Below are 19,316 nucleotides of genomic sequence, written 5' to 3'. Positions count from 1 at the left end.
GTTCAGTTTTCAAGGTTCAGAAGGCGCTGCGTCGTTTGCAGCAACTTTATTAAGTTACCATACAAGCCGCTTTCTAGTCAAGAATTATTTTTCGTTTTCTTGATATCTCCAACGCGACTTAACTATGTTATCAATTCATTTAGTACAAGTCAACATTTTTAAGCTAACTTATTTTCAGAGCAACGTTCATCACTATACCATCCTGCCGGTTTTTACGCAAACCATTTGATAAAGAAAGACCGAAAGGAAAACCTTATCCTTTCGGTCTGTTAATATTTAAAATTAATCTCGGTGACGCATTTGCGGGAACAGCAGCACATCACGAATTGATGGAGAATCGGTCAGCAGCATTACGAGGCGATCGATTCCGATACCCAGCCCGCCAGTCGGCGGCATACCATATTCCAGTGCTTCAATAAAATCTTCATCCATTTCATGCGCTTCATCGTTGCCAGCCGCTTTTTCTGCAAGCTGAGCTTCAAATCGTTCCCGCTGATCAATCGGATCATTCAGCTCTGTAAAAGCATTGGCATGCTCCCGCCGGACAATGAAAAGCTCGAACCGGTCAGTGAACCGTTCATCATCCGGATTCTTTTTTGCAAGCGGGGAAATTTCAACAGGGTGACCATATACAAATGTTGGCTGCACGAGATTTTCTTCGACTTTTTGTTCGAAAAACTCGTTCAGAATATGTCCGACTTCCATAGAATCTTTAATTTCTATTCCATGCTCCTTTGCTAACGCATGCGCTTCTTCTGTTGTCATCTGTCGCCAGAAATCCACTCCTGTAAATTTCTTAACTGCATCTGCAATATGGAGTCTTTCCCAACCTGGAGCGAGATTAATTTCATCGTCTCCATAGCGGACCGTCGTCGTTCCAAGCACATCCTGGGCAATATGGGCAATTAAATTCTCCGTCAAATTCATAATATCCTCGAAGTCAGCATAAGCTTCATAGAGCTCTAGCATTGTGAATTCGGGATTATGCCGGGTGGAAATTCCTTCGTTCCGAAAAACCCGTCCAATCTCATATACTTTTTCCAAACCACCGACAATCAGTCGCTTTAAGTGCAGTTCGATAGCAATCCGCATGAACAAAGCCATATCTAATGCGTTATGGTGAGTCGTAAACGGACGGGCAGCCGCCCCTCCTGCAATGGAGTGCAGCATCGGTGTTTCTACTTCGAGGAATCCGGCATCATCCAAGTAACGGCGCATCGACTGAATGATTCGGCTCCGCAAAATAAAAGTCTCTCTGCTCTCTTCGCTCGCAATCAGATCAAGATACCGCTGGCGATAGCGCTGCTCGACGTCTTTCAATCCATGGAATTTATCCGGTAGAGGCCGTAAAGCTTTCGACAGAAATGTCAGTTCAGTCGCTTTTACAGAAAGTTCGCCAACTTTCGTTTTAAAAACAGTTCCTTTTACTCCAATAATATCTCCTAAATCAGCTGAGTTGAACCAGCCATATGTTTCTTCACCAACGGCATCCTGCCGAACATAGATCTGGATTTGACCGGCGAGATCTTGAAGATGGGCGAAACCGGCTTTCCCTTTTCCCCGCTTAGTCATCAGGCGTCCCGCAATCACAACCACATGCGGTGTTTCAGCCAATTCATCTTTTGAATACTGCTCATACTGGCTTTTAATTTCAGCGGTTGAATGGGTGCGTTCGAAGCGGCTTCCGAACGGGTCTGCTCCATGCTCCCGGAACTCCTGCATCTTTTGGCGCCTTACCCTCAACTGATCATTCAATTCTTCTGACATTGCCTTCACTCCTTCTGATTATAAACCGGCTCAATTTTTATCATTTCCCTATTGTACACAATTTCCGTGTATGCACACAAAAAAGCCGCCACATCATGTAGCAGCCCGTCCGACCGAAACTAAACAGTGCTGATAAGAGTCTCGCAATCACGTTCTGTTTAATTGGCCATAAAGCGGATAATTGGAATTCGCCCTTCGATCGGTCTTATGGAGCGGAGTTTCTCCTGTATTTAAAAGCTCAGCCAACGTTTAAGCGATTCAGATTACCGGTTGGCTGCAGAGTCATTCTGTTAATTCGAGAAATGTTGAAACATCAACCGCTTCGCGGTAGAGTCTGACTTCCCCTTCCGCTTTTCGGATTAAATCTCGGTAAAGACGATCGCTATGCGGTTCCTTCAATTCCCTATTAAGTTCAGCAAGCGGGACGAGGACAAACGCCCGCTCCCGCATTCTCGGATGGGGGATGGTAAGTCTCTCTGTTTCAATATTGTCTTGATTATAAAGCAAAATGTCAAGGTCTATCGTTCGGGGTCCCCACCGGACTGTCCGTTCCCTTTCCAACTGCCGTTCAATATCCTGACAAACCGAAAGAAGTTCTTCCGGCCCGAATTTTGTCCAAATCTGAACTGCAGCGTTCAAAAAATCTGCCTGATCTGTTAATCCGACCGCAGCTGTCTCATAGACAGCTGAAATTTTTTTGACTTCTGTCCCCGGAATGGAATTTAATAGTTTCACTGCCTGCTGAAGTTTGGAAAGGCGGTCACCTATGTTAGAGCCGATCGACAGATAAACATTGTTCATGGTCGGTCCCTTGTAATATCGACGGCAACGGAACGATAATGTCCGGGGATTGGCGGATCCGGTTTTTCAAAATGAACCTGGACCGATCGAACGATGAAGTAATTTTCCAAAATGGCAGCTGCCACTTTTTCAGCCACCGCTTCAATCAGTTTTTTAGGCTCTCCTTCCACTATAGAACGGCAAAGATTATATACTTCTCCATAGTGTACCGTTTTCTCTAAATCATCTGTCTCGCCGGCCTGTCTTAAATCAATTGAAAGAGAGACCGAAAGACGGAAACGCTGACCTAGTTTTGTTTCTTCCGGCAGAACGCCATGGTAACCGTAAAACTCCATGTCGGTAATGTGAATTCGGTCCATTAATCTGCCTCCTTGATCGTCTGCTTACCTGTCAGGATATCCATCATCCGAATGGTGCGCACAGTCTCTTTCACGTCATGCACCCGGACAATATGACAGCCTTGCTGAACTCCATAGCAGACAGTCGCGAGTGAACCCTCAAGCCGTTCGTTAGCGGGCGCACCGCCCAAGGCTTTTCCAATGAATGATTTGCGCGAAGTTCCGAGCAGAACAGGATAGCCGAGTTTTGTGAACCGGCCGAGCAGCTGCATCATCTCCACGTTATGGACAGCGGTTTTGCCAAACCCGATACCCGGATCAAGCCAGATTTGTTCTCGTTTCACTCCTGCCTTAAGTGCTATCTGGATGCTTTCTTCAGTATCCTGTTTCACTTCCTCCCAAAAGTCTGTGTATACCGCTTTTTTCCGGTTGTGCATCAAAATGATCGGCACCTCATATCGTGCCGCCAAGTCCGCAATCGCCCGATCATGTTTAGCACCCCATATATCATTGATAATGTCTGCTCCCGCCTCAAGGGCTGCTTCTGCAACTTCCGCTTTATATGTATCGATCGATACCGGAATGCCGAGCTGTCTTTTCAATTCCTGTATTACAGGAACGACCCGTTCTTTCTCTTCTTCAACGGAAACCGCCTCATAGCCCGGACGGGTCGATTCGCCGCCGATATCAATGATATCTGCACCGTCTTCCACCATCTGATGAGCACGCAACACCGCCCGTTCAACTGAATTGAATTTTCCGCCATCCGAAAATGAATCAGGCGTTACATTCAAAATCCCCATGACTCTTGTTTTTTCGTTGAAATCAAACATCTTTCTACGCACCTTTCATTTTGATTCTAAATTCATTTTATCGCGAAATTCTTTCCAATATAAAAAGAAAAGCATGCAGTCTGCATGCTTTCCGGCTTGTTTTATTACTTTTCGTCGAACTGATAAAGTGGTGTGCTCAAATAGCGCTCTCCGTTGGACGGTAAGACGGTGAGGACTTTTTTGCCTTTACCGAGGCGTTTGGCTACCTGGAGAGAGGCATAAATCGCCGCTCCGGAGGAGACACCTCCGAGAATGCCTTCCTGTCGCGCCAATTCACGTGCTGTTTCATATGCCTGTTCGTTTGTCACTTGAATCACTTCATCATAGATTTTGGTGTCGAGGACATCCGGCACAAATCCTGCTCCGAGTCCTTGGATTTTGTGCGGTCCTGGTTCTCCTCCCGAAAGGACTGCCGAATCTGCCGGTTCCACTGCTGCAATTAAGATTTCAGGGTATTTCTTCTTCAGCACTTCACCGGCTCCCGTGATAGTCCCGCCTGTCCCGATTCCAGAAACAAAAGCATCCAGCTGTTCGCCCATCGCTTCAATGATTTCCGGGCCAGTTGTCAGCCGGTGCACTTCTGGATTCGCTTCGTTCTTGAACTGCTGAGGCATGAAGTAACCTTTTTCTGCTACAAGTTCTTCCGCTTTTGCAATAGCTGCTTTCATTCCACCTGGACCGGGCGTAAGAACAAGTTCCGCTCCGTAAGCACGCAAAAGATTGCGCCGTTCCATGCTCATGGTCTCCGGCATGACGAGAACGGTTTTGTATCCTTTCGCTGCCGCCACCATCGCAAGGCCGATGCCTGTATTGCCGCTTGTCGGCTCAACGATCGTATCGCCTTCCTTCAGCTTGCCGGCTTTTTCACCTGCTTCTATCATTGCCAGCGCAATCCGGTCTTTGACACTGCTGCCCGGGTTGAAGAATTCAAGTTTCGCGTAAATTTCTGCATCTTCCGGCCCCGTGAGGCGATTCAATTTTACAATCGGGGTCTGGCCAATCAATTCTGTCACTGAGTTTCCTACTTTATTCAATGCCCATCACTCCTAATTCCCAGTTATTTTGTCGGCTTTACTGGTTCTATCGTATCAATGTTTCTTTTGTCGGTCAATTTTGACGAATCAAACCAGCTTCATGGAGGAATAAGAAAAAAGCGTCCTTTCAGACGCTTTCCTGCGGAGACTTATTTTGTTCAATCAAGAACGGAGCTCTTCAATCATCGTCTCCAACTCGTTCTTTGAGTACTCATACTTTTCCAGACAGAAATGGCATTGGGCTTCCGCCATTCCATCTTCATCGATCATATCTCGGATCTCCTGCTCGCCGAGTCCCATGATTCCTCTTGCAAACCGGTCTTTTGAGCAGTTGCAGTCAAAATGGACGGGCATATTGTCCAGAATCTGAACATTCCCTTTACCGAGCACTTCTTCCAGAACTTCTTCCGGAGACAGTCCCCTTTCGATCAGTTTCGAGATAGGTTCCACTTTACTGATGCGCTCTTCGATCTTCGCAATCGTCTCATCATCTGTTCCCGGCATGAGCTGGATAATGAAACCACCGGCAGCGATGATGGAATTGTCCGTATCGACGAGAACCCCCAGTCCCACCGATGAAGGAACTTGTTCTGATGCAGCGAAATAATAGGTGAAGTCTTCTGCGATCTCACCGGATACAATCGGTGTCTGGCCTGTGAAGTAATCCCGGAGTCCCAAGTCCTTCACGACTGACAGCATTCCTTCTGTCCCGACCGCTCCCCGGACATCCAGTTTCCCCTGCCTGTTCAGGTCCAGGTGGGTCTGCGGGTTCGTTACATAGCCACGGACGCCGCCTTTCGCGTTGCTGTCAACGAGAATCAGACCGATCGGGCCATCTCCTTCCACTTTCAGCGTCACTTTATCTTCACCTTTAAGCATTGCTCCGATCATGACGCCTGCAGTCATTGTCCGGCCGAGAGCAGCCGAAGCGGTCGGCCACATCATATGCCGGCGCTGCGCTTCTCCGACCGTATCAGTAGTGTCTGCAGCAAAAGCACGGACTTGCCCATTAAAAGCCAACCCTCTTACTAAATAATCTGCCATTCAATATCTTTCCTTTCCCTGCGTTTCATTTCGTTTATAAATCAAATACAGTCCCTTAAGTGTCAAATAAGGATCTACGATATCAATCATTTCTGATTCTCCGGCAATAAGTTTGGCAAGGCCCCCGGTTGCAACGACTTTCGGTTCTTTATTGCTTTGAGCTTTCATCCGGCCGATGATTCCTTCCGCCTGACCGACATAGCCGAATACGATACCTGCCTGCATGGCAGAGACTGTATTTTTGCCGATGATGCTCCCGGGTTTCGCGATCTCGATGCGCGGCAGTTTGGACGCCTGCAGATAGAGCGCTTCAGTCGAAATATTGATACCTGGAGCTATAGCGCCGCCAATGTAACGTCCTTTCTCATCAATAAAGCAATAAGTGGTAGCTGTGCCGAAATCGACGATGACCAGCGGACTGCCGTATTCATGGATGGCCGCCACAGCGTTCACTATCCGATCCGCTCCGACTTCCCGCGGATTCTCATATGTGATATTCAACCCGGTCTTCACACCAGGACCGACTACGAGTGGCTTTATATGAAAGTACTTCTCGCACATCTGCTCGAGTGTAAACATGATCGGTGGCACGACGGAAGAGATGATGATTCCCCGAATATCTTCAAGCATAAGGTCTGCGTGGTCCAACAGCTGTTTAACCTGCATGGCGAATTCATCTTCTGTTTTCTTGCGGTCGGTACCGATCCGCCAGTAATGCGCTAATCTGTCTCCATTATAGACGCCTAGCATGATATTCGTATTCCCTGCATCCAGCACTAAAATCATCATTTGTCCCCGCTTCTCTCAAGCTTGTCTTCTTGGAAATTATCCAAGACATCATAACACAAGATGACTCGCAGAAAAAAGCTGATTGACTTCCCGTTGATTCCGGGCAGCCAATCAGCTCACTATCGATTACTTTCTGTCTTCCTGGAAAGGTCCTCCCGGGTTATCGGCAGTCTCTTCCTCGGCCGGCAAATCACCGGCATCCGGATCAGATGGTGCCCCTGTCACATCAGGATTCACTTTCTCTTCAGTCTCTTCGTCTTCTGCGATTTCACCGTTCAGCGATTCGTATTCACGTTCCGGCAGTGTGCCATGTTCCTTCAAGTGAAGGATTTGGCCGGCATCGAGGGTTTCCACTTCAAGCAGTGTCGTCGCAATCAGACGGAGCAGGTCCTCTCTCTCACTGAGGATCGATTTCGTGCGCTCGTACTGTTCTTTGATGATCCGCTGAATTTCCTGGTCGATCTCGAATGCGATGTCATCCGAATAATTCTGATCGGAGTTGATATCGCGGCCGAGGAACACGTTGCCTCCGGAAGCCTGGCCAAATTGGACAGGTCCGATTTTATCACTCATTCCGTATTCCGTGACCATGCTCCGGGCTATTTGCGTTGCCCGCTGGAAGTCATTGTGCGCGCCGGTCGAAACCTCGCCGAATATGATATCTTCCGCTACGCGGCCGCCCAGCAGACCCGCTATTTTATCGAGGAGTTCCGGTTTCGTCATAAAGTACCGGTCTTCCCGAGGAAGCATGACCGCATATCCGCCCGCTTGTCCGCGAGGGACGATCGTCACTTTATGAACCACATCCGCGTCATCGAGCGTGAGTCCGACGACCGTATGGCCGGATTCGTGGAAAGCCACAATATTGCGTTCTTTCTCGGAAATGACCCGATTCTTTTTCGCCGGTCCTGCGATGACCCGGTCTGTGGCTTCATCGATATCCGACATATCGATTTTATCTTTGCTGCGTCTCGCAGCGACAAGCGCCGCTTCGTTCAGCAGGTTCTCTAAGTCTGCACCGGAGAAGCCAGGTGTACGCTGTGCGACGGCTTTAAGGTCCACCGTATCGCTCAGTGGTTTATTGCGCGCATGCACTTGCAGGACTTCCTGGCGCCCTTTTACATCCGGACGTCCGACTGTGATCTGACGATCGAAGCGTCCCGGACGGAGAAGAGCCGGGTCCAGAATATCAGGGCGGTTCGTGGCAGCAATGATGATGATTCCTTCATTCGCGCCGAATCCGTCCATTTCAACAAGCAGCTGGTTAAGGGTCTGCTCACGCTCATCGTGACCGCCGCCAAGACCGGCGCCTCGCTGGCGTCCGACTGCATCAATCTCATCAATGAAAATGATACACGGCGAATTCTTTTTTGCATTCTCGAATAGGTCACGGACACGTGAAGCCCCGACGCCGACAAACATTTCAACGAAGTCCGAACCGCTGATCGAGAAGAACGGCACGCCGGCTTCGCCAGCCACTGCGCGAGCCAGAAGCGTTTTACCGGTTCCCGGAGGTCCGACAAGCAAAATACCTTTCGGAATCCGCGCACCGATACTTGAGAATTTGCGCGGGTCCTTCAAGAAGTCGACCACTTCGACGAGTTCTTGTTTCTCTTCATCCGCCCCCGCTACATCACGGAAACGCACTTTCTTTTTTTCATCATCGTACAGCTTCGCCTTGCTCTTCCCAAAATTCATGACACGGCCGCCGCCGCCTCCTTGGGCTTGGTTAAGCAGGAAGAAGAACAAAATGAAGATAATGACGAAAGGAATGATACCTGTGAGGAACTGAACCCAACCGCTTGTCTGCGGTGCTTTCAGGTAATTAACTTCTACGTCCTCCTGAAGCGCCAATTCATCAATCTGGCTGATGACCTCATTATTCTCAAGTGGAATGTTCGTGATGAACGATTCCCCTTCCTCATAATCGGCCATTTCCCCTCTCACTTCATAAACCATGGCATCTGGCTGAATCGTCACTTCCGTGATTTCGCCTTCAGCCAATGCTGTCAAAAATTCATCATATCCTATATTTTGTGTCGGCTGGTTACTGTTGTTGAATGTTCCTAAAATCCCGATGATAACCAGGAATATCAGTAGATAGAATATGGTGTATCGAAATATTCGATTCATCCCGAGCCTCCTCACAAGGTTTGCAAAAACTATACTAAATACTACCACAACGGCAATTGGGCGGACAATGAAAAGCCCTTACACAGAGCGCCTATTCACTGAATTGTGAATAGTTCTTGACTAGGCTTCTTCCCCTCTGTAAACGTAAGGCTTGAGCACGCCAATATACGGGAGGTTTCGGTATTTTTCTGCATAATCAAGTCCATAACCGACCACAAACGCATCCGGGACTTCAAAGCCGATATAGTCCGCCTTCAAGTCCACTTTCCGGCCGCTCGGCTTATCAAGTAGCGTAACGATCTTAATGGATTTGGCCTTCCGGTATTTGAAAAGGTCGACCAGGTAGCTGAGCGTCAGTCCGCTGTCGATAATGTCTTCGATGATCAGGATGTCGCGTCCTTCAACGCTCGAATTGAGATCCTTTATGATTTTCACTTCACCGGAAGAAACCGTTGCATTTCCGTAACTGGAAACATCCATGAAATCCATTTCCAGATAGCAGTCCATCCGTTTAATGAGATCTCCCATGAACGGAAGGGCACCTTTCAGGACACCGATCGCCATCGGAAATTTATCCTTGTAGTCATTGGTCAGTGTCTCGCCGAGTTCCCGGGTCTTTTCCCGAATCTCTTCTTCTGTAATCAAAACTTCCTCGATGTCATTCCGTAGCATGATATCCTCCTAAATTATAGTAACTTTTAGTGTCTCCGGATACTGACCTGACAGCTAAAACCCAATCTCCTTCTCGCGGATGCCGCCGCAGCCAAGAAGATGAACGGATTCCGGGCACGAGAAGGATTTCGTCGTTCCCGTTCACGATAAGCGGCCACCAATCCCGGTCAGGTGCCGGGAGTTTTTCATCGATCATGAGGCGGGAAATCTTCTTCGGAGACTGCATTCCCGGCAGCTGGATCCGGTCCCCTTTTTTCCGGCCGCGGACCGAAAGCGGAATATGATCGTCCGGTGAAAAATACCACATCTCTGCAGTATTTTCTAAAGGCTCTTTCTTCGCCTCTGAGATTTGGAAACTGAAGCCTTTTATAGGTCTGGACCAGCCGGAGGCGATCGGAACCCCAAGTTCCCTGTCCGCAGGAACAGAAATGGCATGACTGAATTCCACTTCATCATATTGCCGGACCATTACCCGGTTTTTAGGCAAATGTAAAAAACAGTACCTGATGAACTGAGCATCACTTCCCGCATCTGTTCAGCCAGCTGTACCGTCGGTTGTACAAATTCTTTCGGGTATAGATACTTTAATAGTAGAGGAAGCATTCTTTTTTGTAAAGCAGACGGTACAGTCCGAAAAGCCCTTGCGGAGATGAGATAGCTGTCCCCGTCCATCCGCAGCAGCTGCTTCAGTTTCTTTTCCGCCTCTCCGTTAAGAAACGCTTGATCTTCCTGCAGCTCAGCGGCCGTCCGGGCAGCGCGGACAGCCGCTTCCGGCTCTTCCTCTTTAAGAGCTGGAATCAGTTTGCTCCTGATCCTGTTCCGAGTATACTTTTCGGAGAAGTTGCTTGAATCTTGCCGGAACCTTATCCCTGACGAACCGGCATAGTTTTCGATCGATTCACGGGAAACTCCGAGCAATGGACGGATCAGCTGACCGCCTGCAAACGGCCGCGTTATTGGAATGCCGAATGTTCCAGTGTGAAGGGATCCCCGAAGTCCGTTCATCAGCAGCGTTTCCAGCTGATCATCCGCGTGATGGGCGGTCGCCAACTTATCCGCAGTTGCCGCGGTCATCACTTCTTCGAAATACTGATAGCGTGCCCGGCGGTATACGTCTTGGCTGTTGCCTCCGTCTTCAGCCAGCAGCTGTTTCACCGATATCGCCGTACTGAATAAAGGGATACCCCACTCTCTGCATATCACTTCCGTAAAGCGGCGATCTTCTGCAGATTCTTCGCCGCGGAGCATATGATCGACATGGACGGCACTCAGCCGGATTCCGAGCCGGGTCTTATGCGACTTCAGGACATGCAGCAGCACCATAGAATCTGCGCCGCCCGAGCAGGCGACACACACATGGTCCCCCTTTTCGATCAGCTGTCTTTTTTCAATAAAGTCCAGTACCTGCTGCTGAAAGTTTTCCATTCCGGCGGTCACTTCCTCACTTTAAAACTGTTTGACACGTTATTCATTCGATAGTAAGATAATTCTTGTTCATTTAAACAGGGCGGTGTAGCTCAGCTGGCTAGAGCGTACGGTTCATACCCGTGAGGTCGGGGGTTCGATCCCCTCCACCGCCATTACAGAAAAGCGGAAAACGCCATTTTAGCCCGATAGCGGATTGGAGCCGCAGAGTCGAAAGCCTGCTTTCGATCGAAGCGGCGAAATCAGCGTACGGGCTGGCGTTTGAGCTGGACACCCGAAATGCTGAAACGGCCGTTATGCCCCGACAAGCGTAAGGCGGCTTCCCAGAGCAGTGAACACTGAAAGCGGCATCCCACTGAAACGGGAATGCCGCTTTTTTCTATTTTCCCGCATATGCTGAAGATATGAAAAAACGCTTCCCGAAAAGAGAAGCGTCCTGATCATCAGCTGGTAAACCGTTGTGAAGCATTTTCTCTATGCCATTGAAACAGCCAGCAAGTCAGCCTCTTCTTGCTCCGCGTCCTCCGCGTTTCGATTCAGTCGCACGTTTCAGTGTCGACAGGCGCTCATCGCTGTCCTTCAGGAATTTTGCCATTTTTGATTCAAAGTTTTCCTTCGGCGGCTGCCGGTCAAACGAACGATTCGGGCGCGGACGGCGCGGACGTTCTGTCGCTCCCTCAGGCTGAGGCTTCGCTTTACGGATGGAAAGGCCGATTTTCCCGTCAGCTTCAACATTCATCACTTTGACTTCAACCATTTCGCCGACTTTAAGGTGATCGTTGATATCCTTCACGTAATTGTCTGCAACCTCACTGATATGCACGAGGCCCGTCTTACCGTTTGGCAGCTCAACAAAAGCTCCAAAATTTGTGATTCCCGTAACCTTTCCCTGTAACTTGCTGCCTACTTCAATTGACATAAAAAAAATGTTCCTCCTTAGAATTTTATGACACCAGCTTCTGTCATGACAGAAACCCGTCAATTACCTTTAATTATAGTCAACAAAAAAAGAGTGTCAACTGACTACTCTTTTTCGCGGGTATTTTCTTCTTCAGGAATCGAAAAGATGATTTCGCCTTCTTCTGACAGGAAATACTCCTTGCGTGCCAGTTTAGCTAAATAGTCTTCGTCATTCAGCAGCTGAATCTGTTCTTCCAGACGGATCTGTTTTTCCTGGGCTGCTTCCAATACCGCAGCAGCTTCCGCCTTTTCTTCTTTTTTCTCGGCTAATGTCTGGGTTTGTCCGAAGAGAGTGACCATCACCCAAAGCATGCAGACAGCCGCAATGATACCGAAAGCAGAAAGCCTTCTGAATAATTTGACCTTGTGAGCCTGATTTTTCTTTTCCTGCATTTCCACTGAGCGGACATAATCATTCCGGATTGAAGCGACCCCCTGATCCGCCGGTTTACGTCTGTTCTTCAAGCCCATGATCATACCCCCCACGTATAGTTGACTTTATTATACAAAAATAAATCGCACTGTATAAGGGGGGATAGCCATTTTTTTCATTTTTTTGCACTATTCTTCGTCATCAATGAATTGGGGTTCCGCTTTAGCCAGTTTTTCTTCCCTCAGGATGGTATACATGCCGGCTGTCTCTTCCTTCCGGGCACTGTCTTTCAATAGATCCACACGGGCAACGACAATTTTTTGACCAAATCTGATTTCCAGTTCATCGCCCTCCTTAAGGACCGAACTTGCCTTCGCTTTTTTCCCGTTAATTGTTACACGGCCTTGGTCTGCCACTTCTTTCGCTAATGTTCTCCGCTTAATAAGCCGAGAAACCTTCAGAAACTTATCCAGTCTCATTAACTTTCCCCTTTCTGGTCGTGCTGTTTCGCTTCGTTCCAGAACCGGTCGAGCTCTTCCAGTGAATAATCGCTGAAGTCGCCGGCCCCCTTTTTCACACAGTCTTCCACATGGCTGAAACGCTTCCGGAATTTGCTGTTCGCCCGGACCATCGCTTCTTCCGGAGAAAGGCCATAAAATCGGGCGATGTTGACAAGGGTAAAGAGCAAATCTCCCAATTCATCAAGCTGCCTTTCCTTTGTACCTTTCGCAGTTTCCTGCTGGAATTCCTGCAGCTCCTCATGGAATTTGTCCCATGCCCCTTTGGCATCGCGCCATGTGAATCCCACTTCCGCCGCTTTTTTCTGATAGTTGAACGACGTCTGAAGAGAAGAACTGAAAACCGCCTGTCCTTCCAGTAATGACTCGGCTTCCGGTTTTTCCTGTTCCTTGATGCGCTGCCAATTTTCAGTTACTTCTTCAGAAGTGGCTGCCTCGGTGGTCCCGAATACATGAGGATGCCTGCGGATCATTTTACTGCTGACCCGTTCAAGAATGTCCTCGAGCTGAAAGTATCCGCTGTCCTGCCCGATTTGCGCATGCAGAAAAACCTGCAGCAGCACATCCCCGAGTTCTTCCGTGATGGCTTCATCATCCTCGGTGCGAATCGCCTCCAGCAGTTCGTGGGCTTCTTCGACCATGTAAGGCATCAGCGATTCGTGGGTTTGCTCACGATCCCACGGACATCCCGACGGCCCGCGGAGCTCCGCGATGATTGCCCGGAATGCCTGCCACTCCTTAAGCTGTTCTTCCCTGCTGCCCACCGGCGGAACATAAACTGTCGTCAAATTATCCAGCTCGGCTGCGCGGTCCAATTCATACAAGGGCACCGTGCGGAGGGATTCCGCTGCCGAACCCGCCGCTGTCGCAATCGTCACTTTATAATCGGGCGGATACTTTTCCATTAGCGCCAGTTTGACTTCCGATGCGCTGAACGTATCGTAAACTTGCGCAATCAGCACATGCTGATCCATGTTAAGCCGGTCAATTTTGATGCTGGTCCCGTCGACCAATTGGAATCCTTCGATCGGGTCAATCCGGAGTGAGGCAAACAGAGGATCCAAAAAACTTTGGCCTCCTTCGATCGACAGGCGGCATCGCCCTTGCCGTTCATAACTGATCAGCAGCTGGACTGTTTTCTCTGCCAGGAGCGGGTGTCCGGGCACCGCATAACTGACTGTCCCTTCAGCGGAAAGTTCCAGCAGTCTGGCTGCGATTTCTTCATAAACGGGTTCGAATGTCTCGTGTTTTTCATAAATTTCATCAAAACTTTCGAATTCGAGCCCTTCCGTTTTTAATTCCTCCAGCACAGGATGGGCTGCCGTACGGACAAACAGCCGCTTTGCTGCCTGTAATTGCCTGTACACACCTAATGGAAGTTGTGCCAGATCGCCTGCGCCTAATCCGATAATGTGAATACTTCCCATTTCCATCCCCCTACCGCTTTGAATTGATCCACAACTGATATTGCGCCGCTTTTCTTCCCAGTGGAATAAAAAACCATTCTCTCTCGCTCAGAATGCGAAGTCTGCTGACGACGGTAAGGAACATACCTGCACCAAGCGCTGTGCCGGATAAGGCAATAACCGCTGCAGCCGGTCTTCCCGGCAGTCCGTCGAACAGGTAAGAATCTCCCAGGATGCTCCATGCCGTCACTGCTGCAGTCATCATTCCTACCGCTATAGCTGCGCCTCTGTAAAATGGCAGCGGCGCAAACCGGATGGGCCACACCTTCTTGAAGTAAAGGTAAAGGCAGGCTGCGGAACATGCCAAACCGGCATTCCCGGCCACCGCCGCTCCCATGATGCCGAATTCCGGTATGAGGAAAAGATTAAGTGAAACTTTCAGGCCGAAACCGATCAACAGGAACAGGGACGGCACGCCGATTTTTCCGATTCCCTGAAGAATGGCTGTCCATACAAAAATAAGAGAAGCCCAAAAAATTTGAATGCCGAACACTGCCAGAGCAGCCGATCCTTCATTTGTTTCGAACAGCATTTCATTGACGTACGGCATGAGCAGCGCCAATCCGGCGGACGCTGCCGCTGCAAATAAAAATGCCATCCGGAACGCCAGGCGGACGAACTGATCCGGAGACCGTCCTGCTGTCTGTCTTGCCGCTTTTGCTACAAGCGGGACAACCGACAGCGCGATCGAGGACGCCAGCACCAGACCGAACTGTATGAGCGGCTGTCCCCGGTCGTATATCCCTTTCCGTTCCATCGCTTGCCGCACACTCAAATCGGTATCAGCCAAGATCCGGAACACCGTGAAAGAATCAGCCAGCTGATACAGCAGCAGAATAAGCGCGCTCAAGCTGAATCCCGCGCTCAGAACAAGCAGTTTGCGGACAGCCGGCCAAATTGGAACCGCCGCCCCCTTTTTTTCGTCTTTTATTCCCCTTTTTGTCAAAACAAATAGGAATATGACCGCTGCTGCCCCGCCGGCGACAGTCCCCGACAGAGCTGCGGCTCCAGCTGTGTAAATCGAATAACCGGCGGCTAGCACCATCCATGTCCCGCCTAATATAACAGTCACACGGACACCTTGTTCCATGATCTGTGCATAAGCGACAGGTGCCATCTGTCCCTCTGCCTGCAGCCGGCCTTTTAAAACAGCCAAGAGAGGGATGGGAAGCACAGCGAAGGCGGCCACTTGCAAAAGCGGGGCGAGCTGACGATCACCCATCCATTCAGCCAGCTGACCGGAACCCATGAAAAGCGTACTGAACACTGCGGCGGCGAATACAGCCAGACAGCTGAGCGCGATTCGCCTGATTGACCGGTGTGCTGCAGGTCCGCTGTCAGCAAGCAGTTTTGAGACCGCTACTGAAAATCCATACGCTGTCCAGGCTGTAAAAATGCCGATGAATGGGTAGATCTGCTGGTAAGCGTAGAACCCTCTGTCCCCGACCATGTTCTGGAAAGGCACCCGATACGCGACACTGAGCAGTTTAACGATGAGTCCGGCGGCGAGCAGCAGGGAAGTCCCTTTCATAAATCCTTTCATCGCCATTCTCGTTTCCGGGCGCGGCCCCATTTCATTTCTCCCGTCATGCAGCCGTCTTGCGTGCTTCAGGAAGCAGTTTCACTACGGACTCCAGCACGTCGAACGGATGGTTCTTCTTCAGTTTCTTTTCATCGATTTTAAGGACAAGTTCCTGCCCGCTGACATGGATGCCGATAGCCCGTCCGAACGGAGCCGTCTCCTCCATCAGTTTTCCGCCGTCGATTGAAGCGGTCCCCTGTTCGGTCAGCCGGATTTCGGTCAAGTTCCCGTTTTGTCTGATGGATGACGCCCGGGCAGTCCGGGCCCACACTTTCATTCGGGCGATGCGGAGCAGCCGCTCGACTTCAAGCGGGATATCCCCGAAGCGGTCGATCAGTTCATCCTGCAGTTCAAGCATTTCTTCTTCCGCTTCAATCGCTTTGATGCGCTTGTACATTTGGATCTTCTGATAGCCGTCTGCGATGTAACTGTCAGGAATATAGGCGTCGGTATCCAGTGAGATTTCGATTTCCGTCTTTTCTTCCTGCGGCCGGCCCGACTGTTTTTCTTCAATGGCATCCTGCAGCATTTGGGAATAAAGATCGAACCCGACAGAATCGATGAACCCGCTCTGCTGGGAGCCGAGAAGGTTTCCCGCTCCTCTGATCGACAAATCACGCATCGCGATTTTGAATCCGGATCCAAGTTCCGTAAACTCCTTGACGGCCTGGAGGCGTTTTTCCGCCACATCCGTCAGTACTTTATTGCGTTCGTGCAGCAAGTAGGCATACGCCACACGGTTCGATCTGCCGACCCGCCCGCGCAGCTGATACAGCTGGGACAGGCCCATCTTATCCGCGTCATGAATGATGAGCGTGTTGACATTCGGGATATCAATGCCCGTCTCGATGATGGTGGTGGTGACGAGCACATCGTACTCCCCTTCCAGGAAACTTAAGATCACAGACTCAAGTTCGGTTTCCGCCATTTGGCCATGTGCATGTCCGACCCGCGCTTCCGGCACCAGTTCCTGGATTTCATCGACTTTCCTGAGCATGTCGTCCACCCGGTTATACAAGTAGAATATTTGCCCGCCCCTTGCAAGTTCACGTTCAATCGCTTCTCTGACAAGACCGCCATTCGATTCCATCACGTATGTCTGGACAGGATAACGGTCTGCCGGAGGTGTCTCGATCACCGACAAATCCCTTACGCCGACCATCGACATATGGAGCGTGCGCGGAATCGGTGTCGCTGTCAGTGTGAGAACATCCACATTCGTCTTGAGATGCTTGATCTTCTCCTTGTGAGTAACGCCGAATCGCTGTTCTTCATCAACTACAAGCAGGCCCAGATCCTTGTAGATGACGTCTTTCGACAATAACCGATGGGTGCCGACCACAATATCGACCGTTCCCGATTTCAAACCTTTCAGTGTATCGGTCTGCTGCTTTTTTGTCCGGAAACGGTTCAATATGCCGATTTCCACCGGATAATCCCTGAACCGCTCTTTCATCGTTTCAAAGTGCTGCTGCGCCAGAATGGTCGTCGGAACCAGAAAAGCCACCTGTTTGCCATCCTGTACAGCCTTGAATGCTGCTCGGATCGCCACTTCCGTCTTGCCGTATCCTACGTCACCGCAGAGCAGACGGTCCATCGGGCGCTCTTTCTCCATGTCCCGTTTGACTTCATGAATGGATCGGAGCTGATCATCGGTTTCTTCATATGGAAAGTCCGCCTCGAATTGCTGCTGGAGATCCGTGTCTTCCGAATAGGAAAACCCTTTTTGGGATTCGCGTTCCGCATAAAGCTTGATCAGCTCATCTGCAATATCCTTGACCGCTTTGGATACTTTGGATTTCGTTTTTTTCCATTCAGCGCCGCCCATTTTATGGAGTTTCGGCTCCTTTTCATCAGAGGCGACATATTTCTGAATGAGATCGATCTGTTCAACGGGGACATAGAGCTTATCATCCGCTCTGTAGCGGATATGCAGATAATCTTTATGGTTGCCGTCCACTTCCAGCGTCTCGATGCCGATATAACGGCCGATGCCGTGATGGACATGCACGATATAATCGCCTGCTTTGATTTCCGAATAACTCTTGATGCGCTCGGCATTCGACAGCTTCTGCGGCTTTCTCTTCTTCTTTTTTCCCTGTCGTTTGAAAAGTTCGGCGTCTGTAATTACAGCAAACCGCTGCAGCGGCAGTTCAAAACCGGCAGATAATTCCCCATCAACAATATACGCCTTGCCTTCCTGAAGCTTTGTTGCCGGTATCCAGCGTTCCGCTTCAATGCCGTAATCTTCCAGCACGGAATGAACCTTGTCCAGCCTCTCTTTGCCGCGGGCTGTAATGAAAACATTGAATTTCCCCTGCGACCAGCGTTCGAATTCGTTCTTCAGTAAATTCATCTGTCCGTGGAATGCCTGCATCGGTTTACAGGAATAATTCACCGTCTTCGACATTTGTATACCGGAAAACGCCCGTGCAAACAGGGCCAGGAACGTCACCCGCTGATCCATGCGGTTCAGGCATTCCCTGAATGTATGCGCCAGCCGGACACCGTGGACGAGTTTGCCTTCCTCCAGCAGTGAAACAGTCAGTTCATTTTCCTGGCGCTCCAGGGATTCATCGGTTTCTTGGATCCGCCCCATTTCATCCAGGAAAATCAGGCCGTCGGACGGAAAATAATCTGTGAGGAAGGCTGTCTGCCCTTCCATAAGCGAAGCATACTTCGCCGTCTGCTCCGGCAGATTCCCTTCGCGGAGCATTTCGATATCATGCCGGATGTACTGGAGCAGCGATTCCTTGACCTTTTCATCCTTCACGTTTTTCAGGGTCATGCCGAGCTGCTGTTCCAGCCTCTCAGCAAGCAGCTTCCGGTTTTCACTGTCGGTCATGATTTCAGCAGCCGGAAGAATTCTGACGGATGCCAGTTTATCGAGAGACCGCTGATCCTCTGCTGAAAACAGCCGGATTGAATCGACATCCGTATCAAACAACTCAATACGGACCGGGTGCTCGAAATTCAATGGATAAATATCCAGAATTCCGCCACGCAGCGCAAATTCTCCGGGCGTCGTCACCATACCGGCGCGTTCATATCCCATCGCGGTCAGTTTCGCTGTCCATTCCGCCGTATCCACTTCCCCGTCTTCTGAAGCCTGCAGCGAAAAAGAGGCCCATCTGCCCGGCTTCGGCAAATGTTTCCGAAGACCAGCCACTGAAGTGACATAAATGCCGGTGCCGGTATTCATCATATGGTCCAGTGTTTCGATGCGCTGGGCACGCAGCTCAGGGCCTGAAAAAGCCAGTTCTGCCGCCAGCAGTTCATCTGCAGGATACAGACGCACCTGTTCATCTCCGCCGAGACGGACCAGATCATCGTAGATCCGCTGGGCATGGAACAGACTGGGTGCCACAATGAGCATCGGTTTTGAAAGTTCGTTTTGTATCGACTGATACAATACAGGGCGGGCACTCCCCGAGAGCCCGGAGACCAACTGCCTGTCGCTGCCCTGTTCCAGGTCGGCCAGGAAAGACCGGGCGATATCTTCTTTACTAAAAGTCTGCAGGATCGGTTCCACTCCTGTACCTCCTCATTATGATCAAAACAGAAAAAGCTCTGGGCACGCA

At 49.9% G+C, this 19,316-nt stretch carries 17 protein-coding genes and 1 tRNA gene; 1 reads left to right on the top strand and 17 read right to left on the bottom strand.

The features are described 5' to 3' along the window. Positions 1 to 282: 282 nt before the first annotated feature. The 11 genes from lysS to tilS (CCE92_RS12700) form a co-directional block, all read right to left on the bottom strand. A complete protein-coding gene (gene lysS / locus CCE92_RS12750; protein WP_088008463.1) occupies positions 283 to 1,767 on the bottom strand; it encodes a lysine--tRNA ligase in 1,485 nt (494 codons plus the stop codon). Positions 1,768 to 2,049: 282 nt separating this feature from the next. After that, the gene (folK, locus tag CCE92_RS12745; protein WP_088008462.1) at positions 2,050 to 2,568 is read right to left on the bottom strand and encodes a 2-amino-4-hydroxy-6-hydroxymethyldihydropteridine diphosphokinase; all 519 of its coding nucleotides are present in this window, start codon (positions 2,566 to 2,568) and stop codon (positions 2,050 to 2,052) included. Continuing rightward, complete coding sequence (folB, locus tag CCE92_RS12740) at positions 2,565 to 2,927, bottom strand: dihydroneopterin aldolase (protein WP_088008460.1); 363 nt, start codon at positions 2,925 to 2,927, stop codon at positions 2,565 to 2,567. Before folB ends, folK begins: the two co-directional genes overlap by 4 nt. Then, on the bottom strand, positions 2,927 to 3,739 hold the full coding sequence (gene folP / locus CCE92_RS12735; RefSeq protein ID WP_088008458.1) for a dihydropteroate synthase: 813 nt from the start codon (positions 3,737 to 3,739) through the stop codon (positions 2,927 to 2,929). Before folP ends, folB begins: the two co-directional genes overlap by 1 nt. Positions 3,740 to 3,843: 104 nt before the next feature. Then, positions 3,844 to 4,773, bottom strand: coding sequence for a cysteine synthase A (cysK, locus tag CCE92_RS12730; protein WP_088008457.1), 930 nt, complete (start codon positions 4,771 to 4,773; stop codon positions 3,844 to 3,846). 162 nt (positions 4,774 to 4,935) lie between these two features. Beyond that, entirely contained in the window at positions 4,936 to 5,817 is an 882-nt protein-coding gene (hslO, locus tag CCE92_RS12725; RefSeq protein WP_088008455.1) for an Hsp33 family molecular chaperone HslO, read from the bottom strand. Further along, positions 5,818 to 6,603, bottom strand: a complete 786-nt coding sequence (locus tag CCE92_RS12720; RefSeq protein ID WP_175578100.1) for a type III pantothenate kinase — start codon at positions 6,601 to 6,603, stop codon at positions 5,818 to 5,820. Between the two features lie 129 nt (positions 6,604 to 6,732). Next, positions 6,733 to 8,739 carry an ATP-dependent zinc metalloprotease FtsH gene (gene ftsH / locus CCE92_RS12715; RefSeq protein ID WP_088008452.1) on the bottom strand — a complete coding sequence of 669 codons (2,007 nt, stop codon included), beginning with the start codon at positions 8,737 to 8,739 and terminating at the stop codon, positions 6,733 to 6,735. A 120-nt stretch (positions 8,740 to 8,859) separates the two neighbouring features. Then, on the bottom strand, positions 8,860 to 9,411 hold the full coding sequence (hpt, locus tag CCE92_RS12710) for a hypoxanthine phosphoribosyltransferase (RefSeq protein WP_088008450.1): 552 nt from the start codon (positions 9,409 to 9,411) through the stop codon (positions 8,860 to 8,862). Then, on the bottom strand, positions 9,398 to 9,880 hold the full coding sequence (gene tilS / locus CCE92_RS12705; protein WP_088008448.1) for a tRNA lysidine(34) synthetase TilS: 483 nt from the start codon (positions 9,878 to 9,880) through the stop codon (positions 9,398 to 9,400). The genes hpt and tilS (CCE92_RS12705) overlap by 14 nt, the downstream gene beginning before the upstream one ends. Then, positions 9,880 to 10,836, bottom strand: coding sequence for a tRNA lysidine(34) synthetase TilS (gene tilS / locus CCE92_RS12700; protein WP_088008446.1), 957 nt, complete (start codon positions 10,834 to 10,836; stop codon positions 9,880 to 9,882). Before tilS (CCE92_RS12700) ends, tilS (CCE92_RS12705) begins: the two co-directional genes overlap by 1 nt. Before the next feature lie 81 nt (positions 10,837 to 10,917). Between tilS (CCE92_RS12700) and CCE92_RS12695 the strand changes: the two genes are divergently transcribed. Further along, positions 10,918 to 10,991, top strand: a tRNA-Met gene (locus CCE92_RS12695). A 344-nt stretch (positions 10,992 to 11,335) separates the two neighbouring features. Here CCE92_RS12695 and CCE92_RS12690 read toward each other — a convergent pair. From CCE92_RS12690 to mfd, 6 genes are all read right to left on the bottom strand, one after another. Continuing rightward, positions 11,336 to 11,755, bottom strand: coding sequence for a S1 domain-containing RNA-binding protein (locus CCE92_RS12690; RefSeq protein WP_088008444.1), 420 nt, complete (start codon positions 11,753 to 11,755; stop codon positions 11,336 to 11,338). A 104-nt stretch (positions 11,756 to 11,859) separates the two neighbouring features. After that, positions 11,860 to 12,189, bottom strand: a complete 330-nt coding sequence (locus CCE92_RS12685) for an FtsB family cell division protein (protein WP_241536049.1) — start codon at positions 12,187 to 12,189, stop codon at positions 11,860 to 11,862. A gap of 168 nt (positions 12,190 to 12,357) precedes the next feature. After that, positions 12,358 to 12,648 carry an RNA-binding S4 domain-containing protein gene (locus tag CCE92_RS12680; protein ID WP_088008440.1) on the bottom strand — a complete coding sequence of 97 codons (291 nt, stop codon included), beginning with the start codon at positions 12,646 to 12,648 and terminating at the stop codon, positions 12,358 to 12,360. Further along, positions 12,648 to 14,114: a bifunctional methyltransferase/pyrophosphohydrolase YabN gene (yabN, locus tag CCE92_RS12675; protein ID WP_088008438.1), complete on the bottom strand. Its 1,467-nt coding sequence runs from the start codon at positions 14,112 to 14,114 to the stop codon at positions 12,648 to 12,650. Before yabN ends, CCE92_RS12680 begins: the two co-directional genes overlap by 1 nt. A 10-nt stretch (positions 14,115 to 14,124) precedes the next feature. Next, complete coding sequence (locus CCE92_RS12670) at positions 14,125 to 15,726, bottom strand: putative polysaccharide biosynthesis protein (RefSeq protein ID WP_241536047.1); 1,602 nt, start codon at positions 15,724 to 15,726, stop codon at positions 14,125 to 14,127. Positions 15,727 to 15,739: 13 nt separating this feature from the next. Then, positions 15,740 to 19,267, bottom strand: a complete 3,528-nt coding sequence (gene mfd / locus CCE92_RS12665) for a transcription-repair coupling factor (RefSeq protein ID WP_088008437.1) — start codon at positions 19,265 to 19,267, stop codon at positions 15,740 to 15,742. Positions 19,268 to 19,316: the final 49 nt, after the last annotated feature.

The sequence above is a fragment of the Indiicoccus explosivorum genome (genome assembly GCF_002167005.1).
Taxonomy (GTDB): domain Bacteria; phylum Bacillota; class Bacilli; order Bacillales_A; family Planococcaceae; genus Indiicoccus; species Indiicoccus explosivorum.
Note: the sequence above shows the minus strand (reverse complement) of the source record. Positions and strands in the feature narration are given on the sequence as shown.